The sequence below is a fragment of the Pseudoalteromonas sp. SG43-5 genome (assembly GCF_014164345.1).
GTDB lineage: Bacteria > Pseudomonadota > Gammaproteobacteria > Enterobacterales > Alteromonadaceae > Pseudoalteromonas > Pseudoalteromonas distincta.
Genome location: NZ_JACJFA010000009.1, coordinates 102400 through 125403, shown reverse-complemented (window position 1 = coordinate 125403; position 23004 = coordinate 102400). Strand labels below are relative to the sequence as shown.

Genomic DNA, 23004 nt, shown 5'->3' with positions numbered 1-23004 from the left:
TTTATATGTTCAAATTACCCGTCTTAAGCATAATATATATAGCTAGCAATAACTTATGCTTTTTGCTATTAATATAAGCTCATAAAATAAGGGTGTTTTCGCGCTAAAATAGAGAAATAGTCCTCTGATAAAGCTGTTATGTTTTTAATTTAATAAGGAGTGTTAATGTCAAATATAAATTTTTTTAAAAGCCTTCCGCTAATCGCTGCAATTCCTACTGCAATGATATTGGGTGTATCCTCACTTTTTTTCGGAACAAAGCTAATACCTATATTTTTTCAAGTTACAGATTTAATTCAAAAAGGTGAACCTATAGGTTCAAAAGGTGCGGCTGTAATTGGTATGCTCGCACTTATGGGGTGTTTTACTTACGCCTTAGCATTAGGTTTTCAATTATCCCAAAAAAGAGTGATAGAACTTGTATATGACAAAACATAACAAGTGACTATGAAGCCACTGTCCGCAATTGGCACAGAGCTGTCCTTCGTCTCTAACGAGTTTATGTCCAAAAACAAGCTTGAACGACCGCCCTATTCTCGCTCATTTGCCCCTCTCAACCTTATCTTAAATAAAAAACGCTACCAAAATGGCTGCGCTTTTATATTAAATTTAATACTATAAGTTGATTTTCACACTGGATTATCAAGCTGGACGGAACTGACCTTCACTCCATAGGTATAAGCGTTGTGCTGAGCCTTTTTTAACATTGAGTAAAACAGCGACGGCATTGCCTTGCTCATTATTGACTACTTCCAGTTGCAACCGTGTTTTAGTTGAGCTCAAAAATATTTTATCTACACGCCAATTTTTTTTATCGTCACTTTTTGCTGTGGCGAAAATAGACTGGCCTTTGGTATCTTTATAAGTCACAGCCGCTGTATATTGGCCCAGCTCTTTACTTAAAACTTTAAGCTTTAAAATATTGGTGATCGTGATGTTTTTATTATCGGTCAAGGTTCTGTTAGCTGCACCAGGCATAGGTTGACTGTGTTTCCATTGGCCGTTTTCAAACGACGTGACGCGCCACTCTCTGTAACTTTTAGTGCGCGCTTGATACGCAACCGCAGGGGCATTATTTTCTAACACCACAGGAACGGTACTAAAAGGTGTTTCTTCTCGTTGTGTGGAGTCAAAAGCCAGTGTTTTTTCGTTTGCTTTCGCTAACGTTATAGGTAACGCTAACTTTTCATTTTGTGCGTTATAAAACGTATCTGTAGTGGTATCTAGCTTCATGTAATATGAGTTAATACGCCCGTAATTAGTTTTGTTGTGCTCCTCAAGAAAGTTGCATTCATGCCACAATGAACTAATAGCGATTTCAGTATCAGACACTTTCTTTGGGGTAATATAAAACGTATCGACGTTTATTGGATTGTGCTCTTGCGGTGTGGGTGCTGTAATGATGACCGGTTTATCAAACGTTTGTGCACCACTTGGCATTTTGTAATATACCCAAGGTGATTTATGCGTTCCTGTGCGGGTAAATAGGTAAATGTCGCCGTTGGCCATTTTTTCACTGGCGGTATACGATGCAAACGGAGTTATGTCGTTTACATAAACAAACTTGCTCATGTCATTTGGTTTCTCTGACATAACATGAAGCATTCTTCCACCGGCATGAGGGGTGTCGATTGAAAGCGGATTTAAGCCGTCTTCACGTTCTCCGCCGTGGCCACCATAAATAATATGAAAGTGACCTTTACTGTCTTGTTCTAGTATTGGCCGCCCGTGGCTATCAATTTTTCTATCACCTTTTGAAAGCGTGCTTTCTGCGGCTTTATAAGGCCCTTCCCATTGATGATTTTTAAGATCGTAACTGGCTATGTAAGGGTCGGTTAAATGCCCTTGATACGTAATAAATACTTTATCACCAATGACATCGTGCCAGCCGGTGTGTGGGTTTCCTTGAAGGTTGTCGGTAAAATAACCTTCAGGTAGTTTTGGTAACGATGCTGGTAGAGCCTTTTTAGGGCCTAGGTTTTCAGGTGGTAGGTTGTAAATTTGGTGAAACGATTTTCCTTTTGTGTATTTATCATAAATAGCTTGATAATCAGGGTAAGCACCATATAAGTATTGATCTATTCTCCAACGCCAATATTCACTGCTTTGCGGATCATTTGGGTCGACTTGATTTCGCAGAGTTGAAAATACGTTATCTGTTGCTGAATATTTTTTTATTAATGCAGCACGCTCATCCAAAAACGCGGTGTTTTGTTTGACTGGCGTATTTGTAGAGCAAGCATTATTTAACAATCCGGTGGCAATAACTAAATTTAAAACGACTGCTTTTTTAATGCGATTTGCGACTGAGGCTTTAAGGGGTATGAATAATGGCATAGTGTGTCTCGGTGTGATGTGTAAGTAAATATCCAGTGTAAGTGAGCATGGTTTATATTGTTGGTTTATAAACCACACTCAATTTAAATTGAGGGTGAACCCCTCCATTATTACATTTTCATGTAGGCTGAATTTTTATAAAAGGTTGTAAGCGTCTGTTTTTTAAATTGTAGATTAGTACCCTTGCCTATATACATATCTACCAATTTGTTTTGCTCATCGGCAGTTATAACGGCAAATTGACCTTCAAAGTAAATACCTAACTCTTTGTCTTCGTATTTATCATTACTATTTTCTTGCACAATGATGTATTGCGTTAGTGACTTTCCATCGACCGTGGCGCTGACTTTTACACCTTTAAATAGATCTTTTTCGTAAAGCCTTTCTATAGCAGTTAACGCATAGTCTTCACCTTCGGTTACTGATTCGTAAGCCACTGTAAATGGGTTACTCCACGTTTCGCCTTGGTGGCGCATTAAAAAAGTGGGCAATGGCTTTTTGTTGTATGGCGCAGACGCGCCATAAGCTTTTGGCGCGTTTACAGTTGTAAGCTCAATATCAAGCCCTGCAGGAATTAATGCACGCATGGCTATTGATTTATCGCCCAATTTAGATGCCGTAAACGTTGCCTCGAATTGCTGTGATGAAACTGACGCCGTTTTAACATCTTCAAAATAGTGCCAGCCTGGGTGCTGATAATATTTATGTTTAACCCACGGGGTTTTGGCTGCCGCTTGGTAGCGCTGCGCATCTGCTTTTAATTTTACTTTTTTTGAGTTTGTCGTTATATCAACTTTGTCACCTATGTTGTGGTAAACATAATCGTGAAACTCTTGCTCATAATCACTTTTAGCTCTAAAGATATCTAGGTAGTAGCCTTTAGTATCAGAAAGTTTGATCAATGCTAATGTACGCTGATGATTAGCTGGGGTAACTTTATTAAATTCATCATAAAAAGATGAAATATTAAACGAGTATTTATCTGAGACACCAGTTTCACCGGCTGCAGGCTCCATAGCGATAGACTGCACGCGATTAATACCTAAGTTTATCCAATCACCGCTAGAGGCAGATGCTCCATTACTTATCACTGAGTTATGTGCGGCAAATAAACGATAATAATTTTCATGAATCGGTGTTCTGTAAGTGCCTTTACCTCCGTCAATGCCAAGAACATGGCCTTGACCATATAGTTCCATGTCCATACCTGAGGCATGACCATGAATATAAGAGCCCCCCGCCACAAATGCCATTAAACTGTTTTTAACTGGATTTTGTTTACTTACATTACGTTGAATATTCATTCCTGCATATTCTAAACGCTTAGTTCTGGGGCGAGGTGGTGCTACATCTACTTTTTGAGTACTTTGAATTTCTTTTACTGACCATAACAGTTGTAATGGCGTAAAGTACGGGCTAGGTTCGTCAGAGCGGTCGTGTAAGTGGCCACGCTGATAAGCTCCTGCGCTTATACTCGATGCTAAATAGTTACTAAAGTCATCAATCTGTTTTTCATTATTATTTAATTTTGCCAATAACAATGACATTTCAAATGCTGAATACTCTGGTTTATAGGTACGGTGACCATCGCCAATATACGGGTATTCGTTATTTGGGTATTGCAGATCATAATATGAGGTAAATGCTGCAGGGATATTGGTGTATTTTTGTCCCAGTTTAAGCGTTGGGTCGTAGCGGTCGAGCAACGTCATTAGGTAAACCGAAAAAGCGGCTACATGCTTAGAGTACTGGAAAGACTCTGGCCAAATATCGCCTTCGTTTTCAAACTTTTTCGCTACCGTTTTTAGTGAAGCCTGATGCTTAGTATCTAAGTCTGTATAATACGGTAAATACTTAGCGATTTCCTCTGGGTCATTTAGTGCTAAAATATTGTGTACAAGGCTTGATGACTCTAATACGGGCCAGTTTGAGTCTAGTAAACCTTTATTAAGCGCTAACCAAATATAGGTTTTAAAAACCTGTTGCGCCTGGTCAAAATCAAACGCGACTAAGCTGTTTGATTGTAAGTCGTAAACCTTTCCGCCAGACTTTAAATATGGATAAACCAAATCATAGATAATCGGTAATTGAGCACCAATCACGCGAGCTTCATACAGGTGATCGCCTGGAAACATCCAGCTTGAATTCATGGCGCCTTCTTTATGCACCTTCATTTGTATTAATGCATTTGAATAGGTGTTAAGTATATCTGCACCACAAGCAGCGTATTTATCTTCTTGCGTTAAGAAGTACATTACACCGCAATCAACGCCGTCCTGCAGTGCTTTAACAACGCTTATTAACTGCTCTTTGCTTCCGCCACCTTTTACACGGAAATGCGGTAGTGTAGGTGCTTGTGACTTATCTTTATTCCAAATTAGTGGGAGCTCTGCAAGCGGTTTTAACCGTTGTTCTTTATTAATTGCAGCGATTGGTTTAACACGCTGTTGAAGCTCTTCAAATAATGATTTTGCCCAAGGCTCTGTTTGTATTTTATTTAAAATTTCTGGACGTTCAGATTTTTTAACCCAAATCGAAGGGCGCTCTACCTCTGTTGCTGAAGCTTTAAATGCGATGAGTGTTATTATAAAACCAAAACAAGTAGCGACTACGCTGGAGCGCAAGAATTTGTGTAGTGGTATTTCCCGTTTGATTTTACTGGTGATTACAGACATTGTCGGGTGTTCCTAAGTTATTGTGTGTTGATTGTTGCAAGCGGTATCCATAGTTAAATTGTGTTTTTACAGCGATTAAGCGCTTCTAAATAATAATAATCGCCATAATTAAGCGCCGCATTTAGCTCTTTACCCGCAGGATAATTGCCCGTTGCTTGTTTAAGTAAAAAGTGGCCATTTTCGCCTTTTTCAGCGAGGTATTCTGGTGAACTTAAGCTTCTTAGCATCGTCATAGCAGCTTTGCGATAACGTGCAGCCTCTTCTTTTTCAACATAATCCGCGAGCTCTAATAACCCGCTTGCAAGTAAAGATGCAGCTGATGAATCTTTATAATCTTCAATCTCTGGATCATCTGGCGCGTTATAATCAAAATATGGAATTAGATCTTCAGGCATGTTTTTATGAGTTAGGATATAATTCACAATATTACGAGCATGGTTTAAAAACTTTTCATCTTTTGTGTATCGATAAACCATTGTATAGCCATAAGCCCCCCATGCTTGGCCTCGTGCCCAAGATGAGTCATCAGTAATGCCTTGAAAGGTTTGTTTTGATAGTGGTAGCCCAGTATCTCGGCTGTAATTAACTAGGTGGTATGAGCTAAAATCATCCCTAAAGTGATGCTTCATCGTAACAGTGGCGTGACTTACAGCAGCGTCATAATAGGTTTTATCTCCGGTGGCAAGGGAAGCATTGAATAACAACTCAAGATTCATCATGTTATCGATAATGACTGGAAACTCCCATACACCCCAACTCCATGAGAATGTGGCACCTATTTTTGGATTGTAACGCTCCATTAATGTTTGAGCCGTGCTAACTAAAATAGGGGTATAGCTTTCATTACCTGTTAGTCTTACACCATTACCAAAGCTGTTATTTATAATAAAACCCACATCATGAGTTTTACGATTAAAACGCATGTCTTCTAATGCATTTGTCCACTCTACGGCGGTGTTTAGCCAGCTTTGATCTTGATTATGCTCATACATATACCAAAAGCTGCCCGCGACAAAGCCACTCGTCCACCCCATTGGTGTAATAAAATTGACCTTACCGTTACTAAAAGAAGTCGGTATTTTATTAGGATTTTTATAAGCTTTTCTAAAATCGTCCAGTTGTAATTGGGCTTTATCAAGTGTGGCACTACAGAACTGCGCACTGTCATTTAAAAGAGTGTCTTGTTTACTATTTTTTTCTACGGCATCACATGCTGGTAAGGCAAGTAAAACCGCAACAGCCAAAGCACTTTTAGTTATTATTTTCTTCATTATTACCTCTTTTAAAAGTCAGCCATAACTTCACATTGAGTACATATACCCTAAATCGGCATAGTGGCACCTATTACATTTAGACAGAATACAATATCAATTTGACTGATATTGACTCATTTTGACTGATAAAGTCAAATAATAAATCATTTGGCTACATTTCACTTACATGAATAAGAAAAGGTAGGTTTGATTACGAGGAATTAGTGAGGTGTTAAGAGGTTTGTACTTAAAAACACCTAGCGCCATCTACAATGGCGCTAGGTTGTACTTATTAATTAAAATTACCTTTAATTTCATAGTTACCAGGTGGTAACAAGTCAGGACTTTGTACACTAATGGAATTGTCACGAATAATACTGATGTTTTTTATATTCGGAAGTACCAATGACGCCTCAGTGTTTTTTGGCACAGTTAAAGACATACTAAGTTGCTGTTCTTTTACCGACCAGCTAACAGCAATTTCACCTTGAGGTGTTGGGTGACTACCACTAACCTCTGACAGTTTAGTAGTAAATTGGGGTTCAACTTTAAAATGTTTGAAACCCGGTTGTGTTTGCTCAATCCCTAACATACCTCGATAGAACCAACTGGCAATAGCGCCATAAGCATAGTGGTTTAGAGAGTTCATCTTCTCACCGTTAAATCCCGTCTGTAATGAGTAAGAATCCCAGCGCTCCCACGTAGTAGTTGCACCATGTTTAATAGAGTAAAACCATGATGGGTAGCTTTCTTTAAATAAAATGTCATACATCACTTCACTGTGGCCAAACTTTTGTAAAACAGGTGCCAACATTGGAGTCCCTAAGAAGCCGGTACGTAAGTGATGATCACTTTGCTCTAACAATTTAAGTAACTTAGCTACTGCTACTTTTTCATCATTAGCCTCAAACATATTAAATGCAAGCGGCATTAAGTACGTTGTTTGTGTAGTAACAGGATTAGTGACAATTTGTTTTGGTTGTCTTAAGCGCTTCCCACTCTCTCGTTGGATTACTTTGATGACCTCAGGTTTAAGATCTAAGTTTTCATCAAAGTAATGAGTTCTGAATTTCTCTTTTAAGTTTTTAAATAGTGTTTCGTATTGCTGTGCATCACTTTCATATCCCAGCAAACGAGCTGTTCTAGCGGTTATATCTGCCGAACGAGCAAAATATGCAGAACTAATTATATCTGGATGAGTATCCCCTTTTGCTCTGCCGCCTTTAGAGTATGGCTGCAACCAATCACCATAAGTACCTAAGTAGGAACTGTACTCATAACTATGGAACTCGTGGTAGCTCAACCAACGCTTCATCATATTATAGTTGTCAGCGAGTATTTTTTTATCACCAGTGAACTGATAGAGATCCCAAGGTAATATTGTGGCTACGTCACCCCAAGCTGCAGCGGTACCATCAGTTAAAAAAGCTCTAAAAGGTACAAATTTAGGCACCATACCATCAATACTTTGCTCTTCACGAACACTCTCTAACCAAGCAGCCCAAAAACTATAAACATCTGCCTTATACATCGAAGTCATGGCGAATACTTGGGCATCGCCTGTCCAACCAAGTCGCTCATCCCGTTGTGGGCAATCGGTTGGTATATCTAAGAAGTTACCTCTTAGCCCCCATTCAACATTTTCTGATAGTTTATTTAATTTACCATGCGAACTTTCAAAATTATCAAACACTCCAAAATCAGAATGTAGTACTTGACCCTTTATCCACTCTAGTTTTGGGGTTTGGCTTTCGTCATAGCCAGTCAGCTCAACATAACGATAACCGTGAAAAGTAAAGGTAGGTTGGTATTCAATAACGCCATCTTCTTTGGGAGTGTAATAATCCGTATTTTTAGCTGAACGTAAGTTTTTGACATGGAAAAAATCTTTTTCTAATGCTTCAGCAAAGCGAAGCTTTATTTTTTCCCCAGCGATACCTGGCACTGTAATTTTAGGCACTCCCACCATATTCTGTCCCATGTCAAAGATAGCAACTCCCTCTTTAACGCTAACAATATCGATTGCCGGAATACTTTTAGTAACTCGAACAGGCTGATGACGTTTCGGTTTTAGTTTTACTTGATTATCGATTGGCTCAACCACGACTGGTTGCCATGTAGCAGCATTGTATTGAGCAGTATTCCAACCAGGTATTTCATAACGTGCATCATACGTTTCACCATCATAATTACTTGCTTCACGTATAGGGCCATTTATTGTACTTTGCCAACTATCATTACTCGTTATTACTTTTACAGACCCATCACTATAAGTAACTTCTAATTGAGCAAGTAACCGCATCGGTAAAACGTATTCTTTTTTAGTAGGATGAAAAATTCGCCCCGTGTGCCAGCCTTCAGCAACGACAGCACTCAATGCGTTAGCGCCTTGCTTGATTTGTGTAGTCACATCGTAGTGAGTGTTTCTATTCGTTTGTGATATGGGGTCCAGCCAGGAGTCATTACATCTTGACTCACTTGTTCGCCATTTATAAATGGTTTAAAGACACCCTTAGATGTTATATAAAGTCTTGCTTTAGTAACTTTTTTATTAACTTCAAAGGTTGTTCGTAAGTACTGTGGCCGATAATACAGGTTGTCTGGTGCATTGAAGCGGCCTTCTTTTACCTCACTTTGGTTACGCTCCCCAGTTTCTGGGTGGCCTATCCACTTAGCTTGCCAGTCATCATTATTCAAAAGGCCTAATTCAAGGTGGTTGACCTCACTCCATTTTGAAGCTCGGTCATTTTCATCCCACATTTTTACCCGCCAATAAATCTTTTGACGAGACAATAACTTTTTACCTTGATAATCAATCCAAGCGTTATTGTCTGAGATGACCTTTTTACTGTCCCAAATAACTTGATTATCAAGAAAGTTGGCTGATGTCGCTACCTGTATTTGATAAGCAGATTGAAACAGAGCTTTGTTTTGTTCAGGTATTTTCCAACTAAAACGTGGTTGTTGTTCATAATAACCAAGCGGATTTATAAAACCTTCGCCCACTTTTAATTGTATAGGAGCTGCTATTTGCGCTACTACCTTACTAGATGCTGGCTCAGTAGTTTGCTGATTTTGTTCTGCACAACCCGCTAAAAATAAAAAAACAGAAAATAGAGTTAAATGAACTTTAATTGCGTTGTTTACAAAACAATTTAATGCTCTTATCAATTTACTCATCGTGGATATCCCCTAATATACGTAGTGCAAGCATTACTCTATAAATGCTTATTGCATTGTTACACCAGTAGCAAAAAGCATAATGTCATCCGTTACTTCGCTTCGCCCAATATAAATTCCCCAGCGAAAGCCAATCTCTTCTGTACGTTCCCACTGGCCAAAACCAACTTTTTTATTATCAATGTATACTTCGTAATCCATGCCATTGTCTCTAACACGAACATCAAAGCCTTTACCGTTCATATTCTTAGCTACTATATATTTTTTATTACCTATCTCAGGTTGCTGTTTACGTGGTACATACCAAATATTGCCGTGCTCATCGAGACGGATCATGACTGACCAATGGTCGACATTATTGCCTTTGGCCTGAAAAATTGAGCACATATGCGGTAATGCGCATCCAGCCGATTTGATAATAGTGAAACGCCCTGCCCACTCTCGCCAAACGCCTTGGGCAGGTGCCCATTTATCTTTCGTACTAAAGCTTTCAATACGTGCTGCATTTTCTCGTTTATTACGCAGGTTTTCTTCGCCCTTAAATAACCGAAACACTTGGGTGTTACCATCTTCTTGATACCAACGTGTCCATCGGTCAAATTGCTCACGACGAATTGAGGCATGACCAATAGTATGAATGGCTAAATTATCTTGAATTATTGGATTGTTCGCATAAGGGCCAACTTCTACCAAAGCATTATTAACATCAACTTTTGATCCCTTGTAACCTTTAGTGGTATTTGTGTGATGTGGCCTTAACGCGTCACTGTCTTTGACTCTTTGCCAACTAGGGTCATCGTCTATTTGTGTATATAACGGGGATGCTGTGGCTTCTAATTGCTCACTTTGTTTTTGTGCATTACAAGCACTAAGTGTTAAAGCGGCCGCGAGCGAAATTAATACTGTACGAATAACCATTATTTATTACCTTTATAGTCTGTGTGTTAAATTAGTATTCAGGACTCAAACGGCTGGTAACTAATAAATACATCACAGAGGGTTAAATCTAACGAGTTTAGATATTTGCCTAGCGGCACCAGTGTTGTGAAAATACATTCACAACACTGGTGCCGAAGCCTATTTAGTGTGTGAGTAGTAACTAACGTTTAAACTCAAAGTTATATTTACCCGCCTCAAAAAGCGCCTTCGGCTTATTAGGGAGAGTTACGTAAGCACTGCTGTTATCAGGAATCTCAAAGCTCCATTTGATCAGGCCATCTTTTTGGACCCATTTACTTTTGATTTTTCCATAACCAGTTTGATAGCTAACATCAACCCACTCTAGGTCTTTAGGAAATACTGGGCGAAGTTCAAATACTTGATAACCGGGTTCGTCATCTAAAGGCCGGATCCCTCCAAGCCCCTCAAAAAACCAGCCATCATATCCACTATGAAATGGATGATTTAGTGAACGCCCAGGCGCATTACGACGTTGTGGATCTAAATCTGGGTCTAACACCCCTTTTCGCTCCCATAAAGTGGTCGCATTTAGCTTTTCAAACTGATATGAATAACCAGGGTAACCATCTGCAGTAAAAATATTATAGGCCGTATCACCATAGCCATAATCACTTAAAGCTAGGTACAAATAGGTTTGACCTAGTGCACCTACAGAGCCATGACCATTCCAGTCTTCGACAACATCTTTATTCAGTGCATCGGCTATTGATTGACGTAAGTGCACTGGCGCAATACCAAAGCGCAAAGCCATAGCATCTGCTGTTTGGCTACCATAGTGTTTAGTTTCAGGGTTATAGAACTCTTTGTTAAATTGCGCGCTTATTGATTTAAATAAACTGGTGTAGTGTTTTGCTTTTTCAGGCTCATTCACTAGCTCTGCAATTTTACTCATTAGGTCTGAACCGTGAGCAAGTAATGCTGAACTTGTTATAGTTGGTGACGTGTGTTGAGGATTACAGCGCTTTCTGCCCATTCCAGGCTCTAATACGGGGTCGCACCAATCGCCATAACCTATACGCAATAAACCTTTTTCTATTTTACTTTCAGCTAGCTCCATGTACTCAACTAAGCTAGTAAACTGCCCTTCTAAGACTTGTAAATCACCATGATGACGATAATGCTCCCATGCAATGATGATTTCAGCCACAGCCCAGTCAAACTTGTCGCCATGCGTACGCTTACCTGGAACGACGGCAGGCGCTTCAAACGTTGCAGTTTTAAAGTCACCTAAGTATTTTTGCCAAAAATTGTCCATATTAAAGTTATAGTTACCGGTGATCAGTGCAGCATGGGCATCACCAGTCCACCCAGCACGCTCACGAATAGGACAATCCATAGGAACGGCCATTAAGTTACTTTCGTAGCTCCATAACGCCATATCATGAATACGGTTAAGAAGCTCATTCGAGCTGTCAAAAGTGCCTGCTATTTCTACATCACTTCTGACTAAGTGAGCAGTAATTGCGTCAATACTCGGCGCTTGATCAAGGCCTGTTATTTCTAAATACCTAAAGCCATGCCAAGTAAATTCAGGGGTCCATGTTGATTCATTGTTATCAGCAGCGATATAACCATCTGCCTGTTTTAATAAAGGTGCTCCGCCACCTGTTTTTTGGCTTATGTTGCCATCAATGTCTGCCCATTCAGCATACCTAAAATACACTGCCTGCCCTTTACGTAACCCTAACTTATCTAGGTCAAATGTTGGCACGCCCGTAAAGTTCTGCCCGAAATCGAGTACCCATACGTTTGGTTTAGGCTGAAATATTTTTTCCACTGTCATTTTTTTAATAGGACGTATAGGCGGTAAAAGTTGCGGTTCAAGCTTTTCGGTAGGCCATTGTTTAAGTACGTGTACTGGCTTCCAGCCTGAGAGGTTTTCAGTATTTACATTCCAATCCTTAACGGCTTTATTCGCATCATATAACTCCCCTGAAAAAATCCCTTCTTTTATTACTGCTGAAGGATGACTTACCCAGTTTTCATTTGATGTTACTAACTGTGTGGAGCCATCATTGTAGGTTAGCTCTAGCTGGGCAATAAATTTAGGTTGGCCATATGACAGTGTTTTTGAGGGGCGACTTTTTGAAGCATCAGGATTTTTCCAGCGGCTAAAAGCAATGCTTTCATCATACCAGCCACTGCCTAAGTGAACGGCAATCGTGTTATTACCCGGTAATAGGAAATTAGATACTTCATCGGTATTGTATAGAATACGCTTATCAAAATCTGTTTGCCCTGGGTCCATAATACGATCCGAAACTCTCTGACCATTAAGGTAAACCTCATAATAGCCAGCGGCGGTGCTGTGAAGCTTTGCTCTAACTACTTTTTTACTGCCTTGGGCTTTAAAAGTATGACGAAATAAACTCGCTGTTGGCTGTGCCTTAACTTGCTCAATAACCAACTCTTGCGTTTTCTTTTTGTGCTTGTTTAAGGTTGATGAATCTTCTGGTTGTAGGCCTGTGGCGTAAAGTGCCCATTGGTTAACATGCTCAGTAACAGGAGTGATAGCTTGTTGTTGTACTTGCAGCCACTTAGCTTGCCAATCACTTTCATTAAGCAGCCCCGCTTCCCACGTGCTGGGGTTACTCCAAGGACTCGCGCTTTCTATGCCAGATTGCCACACTCTTACGCGCCAATGAGCTGTTTCGTTAGCCTTTAATTTAACGCCTTTATAGGTAATATTTAGCGATTGTTTAGCTTGAACTTTCCCACTATCCCAAAGTAAAGAGCTTGAATCAAACAGGCTGTTTCGGCTTACCTGAACTTGATAGTGGGATTGGCTTTTAACATTTGCATGCCATGATAACTTCGGCTGGCTATTATGCACATTTAGCGGCTGATCTTTTCCTTCAACTAATAAATGACTTGGTTGAGGAGTGAGGCTTTCTTGGTTGTGCTGGCTATTACATGCTGATAATAGTATTACAAAACAAACTGCTATCAATTTTTTCATTGCTGAGTACTCCTAATAGAGTTCTCTTCACCTTAACTGGGACTTGCGGATAAAAAAATTCCTATTAATAAAAAGTATTAATAGGAATAAAAACTTAATCCTCAATGGAGGTAAAGAGAAAGGAAATAAATTTTACAAAAAGACTTAGTCTTCCCATTTCACCATTTCAGATGCGGCTAAAAGTACTGCACCAACCCCATATAATTGTGAGTCAGTCTTTTTAACCGGATCAGGAGACTTACCAACATGTTGTACCCAATTTACACGGCCACTTGGCTCTACAGCCTCTTCAATAGCATGCCACCCTTTTTTCACTATTTCTTTTGACTTTTCATCAGTCAAAATACCGTTATTAACACCCCACGCCAATCCAAAGGTGATAAACCCTGTTGCACTAACCTCTGGCGTTTTAACAATATCTGGGTCCATAAGCGATGCTGGCCAGTAGCCATTTTCACGCTGTAACTTCATTAAACCTGCAGCATTCTTTTTATATAACTCAATATAGCGTTCTCTTGACGGATGACCTTCAGGTAAATCATCAATAATTAATGGGATAGCAGCAAAGACCCAGCCATTACCACGGCCCCAAAATACTGGGTTACCGTTTTCGTTTTTCATATCAAAGTAACGGCTATCTCGGAAAAACAAACCATATTTATCTGAGAACAAATAATCTGCACTTGCCCAAAATTCCTTATCGGCATATTCAAAATATTTTGGATCGCCTGTCACATTGCTTAGTTTTAACCATGTTCTTGGTGCCATGTATAATGCATCAGCCCAACACCAGCGATCTTGACAGTTACCTTCAAAATGCGCGCCGTTTTGAGTTGTACTCGTCTCATCTAACATCTCTAAACCCACCTTTGGTGGGTTAGCTAAAATCTTGTCAAACAACTCTTGAGTTGGCTTGTAAGCCTCTTTGTTGCCTGTTTGCTCTGTTAGCCACAAGTAAGTTTGACCAATAGTGTGGTCATCTGCATGATAAGGGCGATCTAGTAGCAGCTCATAGTTTTGCTCTTTCGCCATCTCTTGAATAAAACGTAAATAGCCTTTGTTATCTGTTGTTTCAGCCCAACGAGTTAAACCAATATAAAACGACGCTTGAATCCAAAACTTAGGGTTTTCTGATTTTGCACGATGAGATTCTGGAATGTACGATAAATCGTCAAGATGTGATATCTGCCAATCAGCAGCACTATTAGCTATGTTGGTGACAGAATTAACCTCAAGGCCTTTATCAAATCCTTTAACTGACTGGGCATCAGCCTCTACTTTATTAACCATTTTGTCCGTCGTACTTGGTTCTGAACACCCTGAAAGTAAAATGCTCACCGCAAAAGGTATTAGTGCTAGCTTAAATTTTTTGTTCATCAAAAAAATCCTAATTATTGTGTGTTATTTCTGGAGGCCGTGTGGCTTTAAATTCGCTTGTATTTATACGGCTTAAGTGAGTGTGAGGCATAAAGCTATAATTTAACTACCAGCTACTCATACAAACCTTTTAAATAATATTTAATAAAAACTTTACCAATTTGAAATACAATAAATCAGCATGATAACAAATGCAACATTGTGATTAAAAAAGATTGAAATTGACTGACTGTAATTGGCGGAGATTTGAAAGTGGTAGGAATAACTATTTACGCTGTTAATTTTAATAGATAAGTGATGGTATACCCACCACTTACCCTGATTTACTTAATCTTTATATTTTTCGAACAAGTCAAAAAACTCTTTTGTAAGTGACTTTTCATGTAACGCAAGGTTATTATTTTCACCTGGATCCTTAGCGATATTGTAAAGCTCCACAGCTGATTCAACGCCATATCTAACCGCTTTAAAGTCGCCTTTACGAGCCGCTTGAAATGTATCACCTATGACACCAGAGTTTGGATCGCCAACTTGTTTAGCAAATTCCCAGTACAGCACCCTCTCAGCCTGTGGCTCTGGTGAATCTTGCAGTAATCCCTTTATAGAAACTCCATTGGTTTTAACTCGCGGGACTAAATTAAGGTCAACACCAGTAATGTCAGCTAAAGTTGGTAATACATCTGCGAATAGCCAAGGAGTATCATCTACACGTGGCTTTTTGATTTTATCAGGCCACTGTATAAGCATAGGAACATGAATCCCTCCATCATAGAGATCACGTTTTTGACCTTTATAAGGGCTAGCTGCTTTGAGGTATTTAGGATCTGCCCCACCTTCGTCATGCGGACCATTATCAGATGTGAATACAATAATAGTATTATCTAAAATACCTTTTTCATCCAAGACTTTAGTGATTTGACCAACATAATCATCCAGAGCACTTACCATGCCTGCTAAAGTTGCATTTGGTTTTTTTACTGGTTCAGGGTAATAAGCAGCGTATTTATCGCTTGGCGTGCCAGTTGACATACCTGAATAAGGTGTTTCATCAAAAGAATATTGCTTACTGTACTTCTCCGGCACAGCTAATTCAGCGTGTGGAGAAGAGAACGTTAACATAACAAAAAACGGGTTTTCTCGATCTTGTTGTATATAGTCGATTGCTTCATTGGCAAATAGCTCTTGTGCGTAAGCTCCTTTTTTACCGCCTTCGTTTTCAGTAATACGTATTTTTTTTCCATCACGCCACAATATTTGCGGGTACTGTCTATGGCCCTCCAAAATAGAATACATACCGTACCAAGTGTCAAAACCCATCGCTAATGGGTCCGTTACACCCATTTGAGAGCCAATCGAGTACTTTCCAAACAATGCAGTGTCATAGCCTGCGTACTTTAGAACATGAGCAACGGTTATATCACTTTCAACTAATTGTACTGTATTGGAGTTATTCGTCATGTAGCGACCATCGCGGCCTGTAAAAAGCGAAACTCGAGAAGGTGAACATACTGTATTGCCAGCATAAGCTTGATTAAATCTTATGCCTTTATTAGCAATGTCATCCAAGTTGGGCGTTTTAATTGGTGTGTTTCCATATGCACCTACCTGATTGAATCCAAGGTCATCAGTCAATATAAATATAACATTCGGCTTTTCTGATGCAATAACCGGTTTCGTTAAACTTAAGAGTAGAAAACCAAGAGCCCCGGCTAATTTGTGTGTGTTTTTTATCATTTTTCCCTCTACCTGCATTTGCAAAATAAGAATGTAAATAAAAGAAGATTTTTATGCTTTCTTATTACATTTAAATATGTGCTTAAGAGCTATTAATTAAGTTAGCTTAACTCATTCTAAGCACACCAACAGCTCTCTAATCGCGAATTATTTATCCCTCGCTTTACAACACCAGTTAGATAAAGCAAAACAATTGCATATATCAAAGCAGCAACTGCGCTAGCATAGCAAAAGATTAATATTGAGCGATTATGACGATTTTCACACAAATCACACAATAATGACAAGTAATATTAACCAACTAAGCACATTCATATCAATGAAAAGTCTAAAATCATATCTAAAACAAATAGGTAGTATTGGCTACTCACCCTAATAAAACCTTACATAAAATACTTTTTGATGTTTTACCTCATTGAAGAAGAGTCATAAAAAACCTATCAAAAATCATAAGTAATTAATAATTAAATGAAAATATTACTTTCATTAAGATTTAGTCTATATTTTCTTTAACTTCCCCATAATATTAAGCAGTCCCACCATTCACTATAGAGCTGTTGACTTAACAAAATTTCAAATCTAATCTAATTAACTCATAATAAATCACAAGATTATTAAAAAGATGAAGCACAGACTACCCAAACACACACTATTGGCTTTAAGCCTCTCTATTAGTGCAGCCTTAGCTGGTTGTAATGCTCAAATAAACAGTGGGAAAGCACCGTTAGATGAGAAGTTATTAAAAACAGCCCAGACAGGAAGCTTTGGGGATCAAGGCGATGGTACATATATAAACCCTATTTTAAACGCTGATTATCCCGACTCTGATATAGAGCAAGTCGGTGACACTTATTACATGATTACTTCTAAACAACATATGTCTCCAGGTATGCCAATTTTAAAATCCAAGGATATGGTGAACTGGACCAACGTTGATCACGCATTCCCTAAGCTATCTTGGGCTCCTGAGTATAACTGGGACCGTATGAATGGTTATTCATTTGGTACTTGGGCAGGTGATATCGCATACCACGAAGGGAAATGGTATGTGTATCAAATAGATTATCAGCATGGATTAATGGTCACAACTGCAGACAACATCGAGGGGCCGTGGAGTGAGCCAATTATGATGTTACCCAAAGCTGATGTGCTTGATGATCCCGCTGTTTTTTGGGATAAAGAAACTAAAAAAGCGTATGTAATCATTAATACGGGCGCAAAACAAAAGTCCCCTAATAATAAAATTGAGGGAAATGAAAATCGTATTTATGAAATGAGTTGGGACGGTACAAAAATACTTGATGAGGGAAAACTTGTTTATACAGGCATGGGCGCAGAAGCGGCCAAAATTTATAAAATAGATGGTACTTGGTACATCTTCATGGCCCAATGGACTATGGGTGATAAATCAACAAAACCTGGTGTGAAAAACCCTAAAAATGATAGAAAACAGCTAGTACTTCGCTCCAAAGAAAGCATTTATGGACCTTATGAAGTTAAAACAGTTTTAGAGAAAGGGTCTGAATTTAATAATAGAAGCGCTAGCCAAGGTGGCCTAATGAAAGCACCTGATGGTTCTTGGTGGTACATGCATCAACTTATCCAAAATGACGATATACCTTTCCAAGGTCGGCCTCAAGTACTTGAACCCGTTACATGGATTGACGGCTGGCCAATTATAGGAGTTGATGAAGATAACGATGGAATTGGCGAACCTGTTAAACGCTATAGAAAACCTATCAATGGCCATCCAATCACAGCGCCGAAAAGTGATGATGACTTTTCATCAGCAAAGTTAGGACCACAATGGGAGTGGAACCATAACCCTAGAGATAGTCACTGGTCGTTAACTGAACGCCCGGGGTGGTTACGCCTAAAAGCAAGTAAGGTGCTACCAAATAAAGAAGGACATGGTCCGAAAATTAATGAGTGGACCAACAACGATGGTTCAGATGGAGATTTTTGGAGGGCAAGCAACACGTTGAGTCAGAGAATGATGGGGGTAACCACCGGTACAGCAGTTGCAAAATTTGATGTATCGGGTATGAAACCAAACCAACTAGCAGGCTTTGTACGTTATGGGGGAGTGTTTAATCTTCTAGGGGTTGAAATGGATGAAAAGGGTAAAAAGCATTTATTTTATATGAATGGAATGAGCGAAAAGACCCTTGGTCCAGAGTTAAATGGTGACAAACTATTTGTAAGAACTTCAAATGCTCGAAATAAAGCGACCTACGAATATAGCTTTGATGGGAAAAGCTTTAAAGCATTTGGCCCTACATTCACCATCGCTTTTGGTAAATGGACAGGAGATCGTTTAGGGTTTTTCTCGTGGAATGAAAAAGAGGATGCTGGCTACATCGATGTTGACTGGTTCACATACGATTATGACGGGCCAAAAGCGGCTAACTGATTGAACTAAAACTATGTGCCTTATAATTGTAGATTATAAGGCACATATGAATTATAAATATTAAACTCATAGTTCTACTAAGGCCCCCTCCCCTCCAGATAAATTTTCATTTTTGAAATGCCACTTTAACTCAAAATGCCCAAAGAATTTTAAGTAACTTTTCCTTAATTTGGAGAGCCACTGAAATATTTAATATTAGTGAAATAAATTCCACAATGTGGAACACATTCTTTCAATTAACACTTTTACATAATTAACTAACTGAAGAGTTGCGATTAAATATAGATAACAAAAAACTAAGCTATGATTTAAAGCTTTTTATAGAAAATATTTTTAAATACTTATGTTTAAGACTCAGTAAAATTAGCATGAAGCTCTTGCTCATCTAATACCTTGGCTTTTTCCGTTATTTTCTTGTTATGTTTGTTTAGAGATAGGATCTCAGCACAAAATGAATCAGAAGGACGCAGCTCATATTTATAGTCAACGATATTGCCTTCATCATCCTTTATATTACTGATTTCATAACTGTCTAAAATATCGGAATCAATCAAGTCCTTCATCGTATTAGCCATATCTCGGCGAATAGCTGTAAGCCGAGGTTTTTTAATATCTTCACTGTCAATGGAGCCAAACTTTATCATGGTTTTTTTTAGTAAAAAATGATGCGTCTTTCCCACACTTGCATAGCGAAACATATGATAAAGCCTCAAAGTTAGCCATCGAGATAAGGTTCTTTTAAACGATTGAGCACGATTAAAATAATATCCTCTGTAACCGATAGACTCTATTTGCTGCGACATAAACTCATTTAATACAGCAAGACACTTCACAGTTGACTTTCCTTGCTGACCACTGAAATGAATTGAGCTTAAATAATTCATTTTGGATTCGCTATAATGCTTTTCACCAGCCTGATTGGTTACTTGGTATTTAAAATTGAGCTCACTTCCCTTAAGTATTTGTAGTGCTTGCTTTATTTCTGCAAATGATAAGGTTTGATTAACACACTTCAGCTCGTTAGCGATTTCTTTAATAGAAAAATATACCGCATATCTGTCACCCATTTTACCGGAAATTTTTGCTATTTTACCTTGGCTAGCTAAACGAATAAGTGCCCTTTCCACTTTTTCTTCTCTATCCGAAGGCCAGGCAAAATAATCTTCATCTTTCCCCACAATCAGCGCGGGAGCTATTTCCAGTTTACCTTCATACATAACCCCTTCTAACTTATCTGAAATATTGCGTGATACGACAACTCGGTTAGGAGCTTCACTAATTTTTACCAGTTTACGTTGATTACGTATAAAACGTGACCACAAGTCATAAGCATTAAAAGTGTTTGAAATAGAGTTTTCAAAACCCGACAACGTACTTTGATTATCGATGAAAAGCGACAATTGCTCGACTTGATTTGCATTTTGAATTGTCTTAATTTCGTTTTTAATAGTATCAGGAAGATTACTCAACGAAATGTACTTATTGGCCATTAAGCAAAACCCTGCTCATTATTGTAATTATACCCTAGGTTCTCATAACCCATAAGTTACAGCAACTCTGGAACATAGAGGAAAATTGATCTGGGTGTAATAAAAATATAAATACAATTTAAAAAATAAGTTTATGGGTTTATCAATATAGATTTTTATATTTTAAAACTAATTTCAGTAAGCATTTATTGCACTAACATAGAGGAAAACTGATCTATACATAATGTAAACTTGGAGCTTCACCTATTATTGGCTTTTTAATAATAAACAATGATGTATTTATTTAAGCCGCCTACCCTTATGTAATTAAAGAACATAGAGGAAATTGCCCCCCGACTTAGACACAACCCTAGACCTTGCGCTCAGAATGACCTTGCTGAGCTAAGCTTAACTTACTCTTCAACAATAAGCTTTATACATAGAGGAATATTGATCTATAACCCTTTTAAAAAACAAAATTAAAGAACTTGAACATATAAAATCTATATTAAATGCCAAACAATCATCCCCATGAAAGCTTAAACATAGAGGAAAAGCGATCTGTACCAGCTATTATCAAACATCCAGCATAGAGGAAAAGTGATCTGTGACGCCTTTATAAGCTTCGAGTTTATTATCAAAGTTAACAATTCGAACGTAAATCGATAACTTTTGCTAATAAAGCCCGTGCCTGAACTTAGAGGAAAGTTGATCTGTGTTAATTTTTAAGATAACCCAAACCATAGAGGAAAAGTGATCTAAGTGGATATCTTCAGTAAATTAGTTTCCAATCATAGTGCTTTATTCGATATCTATAGTTATAAATTCGTTTTAAATAGGCACTTTGGATTGAATTCATGAAGTTGCAGAGAAAACTCAATAAAATTAATTGATAGTAGGTAAATCGGGTTTATCCATGTGGATAAACCCGATTTCACCTAGTTAAATAGTGATCTGAACATGATGGAGATCAGATCTACGCTATGTTTATGGAAAAAAAAAGATAAGTCATGGGGATAACTTCATAATTAAACATAATGGAAATCTGATCTGAGGCTTATAACTGAGGATAAGAGTGTTTATAACTTGTGTGTAGTTATATACTTTTAAAGTACACATAGAGGAAATATGATCTAAAACATAGTGTAAATATGATCCAGACATAGAGGTTTATTGATCCACGAATTTTATAAAAATATAATAAATTCAATTCATTATATCTATATTACATGCTTTAACCTTATACCTATTATTTAATCATATTAACCTTATTATTATCCTTAACAGTAAATTACGTATAAGTTAGAACTATTTCTTAATGATAAAAAGGTATATAAGAGCCATCATATCTTTCTCTAGCTCATAAATTATAAGCAAAAGAAGTAGTTAATATAACCTCATAATTTTAATTGGCACCTCTGGACATAAGTTTTCGTATAATATTTACTATTCCGACAAAATAAATTAATACAATAGTATTTAAAATTAAAAAAAGAATCTAAGTCGAGCCTATTTGGATTTGTAGTATTTTCTCCCTGGTTTGTATAGTTAAACAAGTCTTCATTACATAGAGGCGTGCTTTCACAACCTCCCCCATCACTCTGTACAAGCTTTTAGCATGGAATCTCGAAGCTTATGTCATTACATTAAAATGAGCACCTTAGAATGCGTTAGAAGCCCAATAGTATTAATACGAAGATCAAACAATTTAAGGCTTTGATCGACTATTGATGGTTAAATTTACATCTATATGTTAGGTATATAGACTGGTCTTCCCTGAGTTTACTAAACACCAAGTGAGTTACTATCTAGCGTCAATTATCTTGGCCGGTTGACACCGAATTTTATTTGCTCTTATTGACCGCTGTTTTGCGTCGGTAACTTTCACCTTCGCAATGAATAATCGTTGCGTGATGAACCAAGCGATCGATTGCCGCGACAGTCATCGTTGAGTCATCAAATAGTTCATCCCATTGTTCAAATGATTTGTTTGATGTAATGATCATGCTGTGTCGCTCATAGCGATGGGCTATCAATTCAAACTGCACACTCGTTTCCTGTTCCGTTTTTCGAACGTAACCAACGTCATCAACAATTAATAAGCTGTATTTATCGAGCTTTACAAGCTCATCTTGCAAGCGTAAATGTCGCTTTGCTTGCTGGAGTTGTTGAACAATCGCTGACGCGGCAACGAACTTAATTTTATGGCCTTGTTCGATAAGGCCATAACCGATGCTACTGGCGAGATGCGTTTTACCAAGACCACTCGCTCCAAATAACAATATATTGCCACCGTGCTTCAACCAATCCGGCTGAGTTATTAAATCAGTAACCAGGGGCTTACTCACCCCACCAACAAGGGTAAAGTCGAAGCTACTAAGGTGTTTACCCACTGGCAATTTTGCATCTCTTAAAAGCCGCTGAAGGCGTTTATCATCGCGTGTCGCAAGTTCAATATGACACAGCTCAGACAAGTATTGCTGTGGACTCCATTGCTCTTCTATCGCTTTTTTGCCCAGAGCGTTCCACTGTTGAAGCATAGTGCTAAGCTTTAATTGTTTCAGCATTAAAGGTAACGAGGCCGTAAAGTTATCCATGTAGAGCTCCCGGTATCATGCTGCTATAAGCGCTCAAGCTGTGTTGCTTT

General features: G+C 38.4%; 12 protein-coding genes and 1 pseudogene. 2 read left to right on the top strand and 11 right to left on the bottom strand.

All coding sequences use genetic code 11. The annotated features are described in order from the left end of the window. Positions 1-165 precede the first annotated feature (165 nt). Complete coding sequence (locus tag H5161_RS11600; protein ID WP_133120252.1) at positions 166-438, top strand: hypothetical protein; 273 nt, start codon at positions 166-168, stop codon at positions 436-438. Between the two features lie 204 nt (positions 439-642). Here the strand turns inward: H5161_RS11600 and H5161_RS11595 are convergent, their stop codons facing one another. From H5161_RS11595 to H5161_RS11560, 9 genes and pseudogenes are all read right to left on the bottom strand, one after another. Next, on the bottom strand, positions 643-2337 hold the full coding sequence (locus H5161_RS11595; RefSeq protein ID WP_182769357.1) for a hypothetical protein: 1695 nt from the start codon (positions 2335-2337) through the stop codon (positions 643-645). Between the two features lie 110 nt (positions 2338-2447). Further along, positions 2448-5012 (bottom strand): heparinase II/III family protein, encoded by a 2565-nt coding sequence (locus H5161_RS11590; protein WP_182769356.1) that lies wholly within the window; start codon positions 5010-5012, stop codon positions 2448-2450. 53 nt (positions 5013-5065) lie between these two features. Further along, positions 5066-6283, bottom strand: coding sequence for a glycoside hydrolase family 88 protein (locus tag H5161_RS11585; RefSeq protein WP_182769355.1), 1218 nt, complete (start codon positions 6281-6283; stop codon positions 5066-5068). Positions 6284-6557: 274 nt separating this feature from the next. Next, the gene (locus H5161_RS20135) at positions 6558-6857 is read right to left on the bottom strand and encodes an alpha-L-rhamnosidase C-terminal domain-containing protein (protein WP_259398697.1); all 300 of its coding nucleotides are present in this window, start codon (positions 6855-6857) and stop codon (positions 6558-6560) included. A 60-nt stretch (positions 6858-6917) separates the two neighbouring features. Further along, a pseudogene (locus H5161_RS11580) lies at positions 6918-9025 on the bottom strand (family 78 glycoside hydrolase catalytic domain); the annotation flags it as partial. A gap of 468 nt (positions 9026-9493) precedes the next feature. Continuing rightward, entirely contained in the window at positions 9494-10363 is an 870-nt protein-coding gene (locus H5161_RS11575; RefSeq protein ID WP_182769354.1) for a hypothetical protein, read from the bottom strand. A gap of 181 nt (positions 10364-10544) precedes the next feature. After that, positions 10545-13364: an alpha-L-rhamnosidase gene (locus tag H5161_RS11570; protein WP_182769353.1), complete on the bottom strand. Its 2820-nt coding sequence runs from the start codon at positions 13362-13364 to the stop codon at positions 10545-10547. Between the two features lie 144 nt (positions 13365-13508). Further along, positions 13509-14741, bottom strand: a complete 1233-nt coding sequence (locus H5161_RS11565) for a glycoside hydrolase family 105 protein (protein ID WP_182769352.1) — start codon at positions 14739-14741, stop codon at positions 13509-13511. A gap of 327 nt (positions 14742-15068) precedes the next feature. Beyond that, positions 15069-16475, bottom strand: coding sequence for a sulfatase-like hydrolase/transferase (locus tag H5161_RS11560; RefSeq protein WP_182769351.1), 1407 nt, complete (start codon positions 16473-16475; stop codon positions 15069-15071). A 622-nt stretch (positions 16476-17097) separates the two neighbouring features. Between H5161_RS11560 and H5161_RS11555 the strand changes: the two genes are divergently transcribed. Continuing rightward, positions 17098-18888, top strand: coding sequence for a glycoside hydrolase 43 family protein (locus H5161_RS11555; RefSeq protein ID WP_182769350.1), 1791 nt, complete (start codon positions 17098-17100; stop codon positions 18886-18888). Between the two features lie 347 nt (positions 18889-19235). On the opposite strand, the gene H5161_RS11550 is transcribed toward H5161_RS11555, so the two are convergent. Both H5161_RS11550 and istB read right to left on the bottom strand, forming a co-directional pair. After that, a complete protein-coding gene (locus H5161_RS11550; protein WP_182769349.1) occupies positions 19236-20378 on the bottom strand; it encodes a replication protein A in 1143 nt (380 codons plus the stop codon). 1823 nt (positions 20379-22201) lie between these two features. After that, positions 22202-22954 carry an IS21-like element helper ATPase IstB gene (gene istB, locus H5161_RS11545; RefSeq protein WP_182769348.1) on the bottom strand — a complete coding sequence of 251 codons (753 nt, stop codon included), beginning with the start codon at positions 22952-22954 and terminating at the stop codon, positions 22202-22204. Positions 22955-23004: the final 50 nt, after the last annotated feature.

What these genes read in the sequence shown, in the direction of transcription:
- H5161_RS20135 (WP_259398697.1), bottom strand. Translation starts at nt 6,857, where the DNA reads ATGTTAGGGATTGAGCAAACACAACCGGGTTTCAAACATTTTAAAGTT.
- H5161_RS11600 (WP_133120252.1), top strand. Translation starts at nt 166, where the DNA reads ATGTCAAATATAAATTTTTTTAAAAGCCTTCCGCTAATCGCTGCAATT.
- H5161_RS11585 (WP_182769355.1), bottom strand. Translation starts at nt 6,283, where the DNA reads ATGAAGAAAATAATAACTAAAAGTGCTTTGGCTGTTGCGGTTTTACTT.
- H5161_RS11570 (WP_182769353.1), bottom strand. Translation starts at nt 13,364, where the DNA reads ATGAAAAAATTGATAGCAGTTTGTTTTGTAATACTATTATCAGCATGT.
- H5161_RS11550 (WP_182769349.1), bottom strand. Translation starts at nt 20,378, where the DNA reads ATGGCCAATAAGTACATTTCGTTGAGTAATCTTCCTGATACTATTAAA.
- H5161_RS11565 (WP_182769352.1), bottom strand. Translation starts at nt 14,741, where the DNA reads ATGAACAAAAAATTTAAGCTAGCACTAATACCTTTTGCGGTGAGCATT.
- H5161_RS11575 (WP_182769354.1), bottom strand. Translation starts at nt 10,363, where the DNA reads ATGGTTATTCGTACAGTATTAATTTCGCTCGCGGCCGCTTTAACACTT.
- H5161_RS11555 (WP_182769350.1), top strand. Translation starts at nt 17,098, where the DNA reads ATGAAGCACAGACTACCCAAACACACACTATTGGCTTTAAGCCTCTCT.
- H5161_RS11590 (WP_182769356.1), bottom strand. Translation starts at nt 5,012, where the DNA reads ATGTCTGTAATCACCAGTAAAATCAAACGGGAAATACCACTACACAAA.
- H5161_RS11595 (WP_182769357.1), bottom strand. Translation starts at nt 2,337, where the DNA reads ATGCCATTATTCATACCCCTTAAAGCCTCAGTCGCAAATCGCATTAAA.
- H5161_RS11560 (WP_182769351.1), bottom strand. Translation starts at nt 16,475, where the DNA reads ATGATAAAAAACACACACAAATTAGCCGGGGCTCTTGGTTTTCTACTC.
- istB (WP_182769348.1), bottom strand. Translation starts at nt 22,954, where the DNA reads ATGGATAACTTTACGGCCTCGTTACCTTTAATGCTGAAACAATTAAAG.